General features: G+C 46.0%; 1 protein-coding gene. It reads left to right on the top strand.

What is annotated here, in order from left to right; translation table 11 throughout:
- Window positions 1-1190 (top strand): glycoside hydrolase family 38 C-terminal domain-containing protein (locus AC1DSE_RS35535; protein ID WP_477529154.1); only part of this gene is annotated, 1190 nt, incomplete at both ends.

Below are 1190 nucleotides of genomic sequence, written 5' to 3'. Positions count from 1 at the left end.
GTGCTACAGCTCGGAAGCACGTTTGAAACAAGCGAACCGAGTTTCGGAAAACCTGTTGTATGAAGCGGAAGCATTGTCTAGTGTGTCCGCGTTGTGGACTTCATCCAAGTATTATGGCAAGCAATTAGAAGAAGCTTGGAGAAAAACTTTGTTTAATCAATTTCACGATATTTTGCCGGGAACAGGCATTCCAGAAACGCGTGATCATGCACTTGGAGCGTTCCAAGAAATATCCGCCATGGCTAATAGCAAACGAAGCGCTGCTATGCGCAGTCTTGCTGCGCGCATCGATACGTCACGTTTTCTTGTTGAGGGCGAGGACCTGAAAGAAAGCTTTTCCGAAGGAGCAGGCGCTGGAGTCGGTGTCAGCATTAAGCATCAGTTTCGAACGGGTGAAAGTGACCGCGGACGCGGGAAAACACGGATATTTAATGTGTTCAATAGTGCTACTACCGCACGTAAAGAATTAGCCGAGATTACGATTTGGGATTGGGATGGAAATATCCAAAGCATCGGTTTCGAAGACGACGAGGGAAATTCACTTGATTTTCAATTTGTGGATCGTGGATTTGCCGAGCATTGGGGGCACTTTTTCTTGCGTATATTACTGCCAGTAAATGTCCCAGCATTAGGATACAGCACCTATATCATGACGGAAAAAGCGGGGGATATGGCAGCGCTTACGGCAAATGATTTCTATCTCACGGGTCAAAACCTTCCTCCTGTGGAACTGTATACGTTTGTGTTGGAGAACGAGCTTTTAAAGGCAGTCCTAGATGTGCGAAAGCTTACGATTATCTCATTAATCAATAAAGAGAATGGTCAGCAGTTCATCGATAGCAGTCGACCCGCAGGCGTATTCCGATTCATCGAAGAGGATACTTTTCAAGGAGGTGGCAATGCATGGCTGGTAGGCCGATACCGCAAAATTGAAGAGCTCACTGAAGGCATCAAAATCGAAAGCAGTGAATTAGGCAGCAAGCTGCTGAGGCAATCCATTACGTTCAGCGTCCCGTTTCGAAGATCGAAATTGCAAGTTACGGTATCTCTGGATCAGGGCAGCAGCAGGCTCGATTACAATGTGGAATGTGATTGGCATGAATACGGCAATGAAAAGGAATTTACGCCGCAGTTACAGTTTTATGCGCCTTTTGGTTATGAAAGCGAATCCTATCGATACAATATGGCTT

This window comes from Paenibacillus sp. 01L418 (genome assembly GCF_056400045.1).
This window is presented reverse-complemented; position numbering and strand designations above follow the sequence as displayed.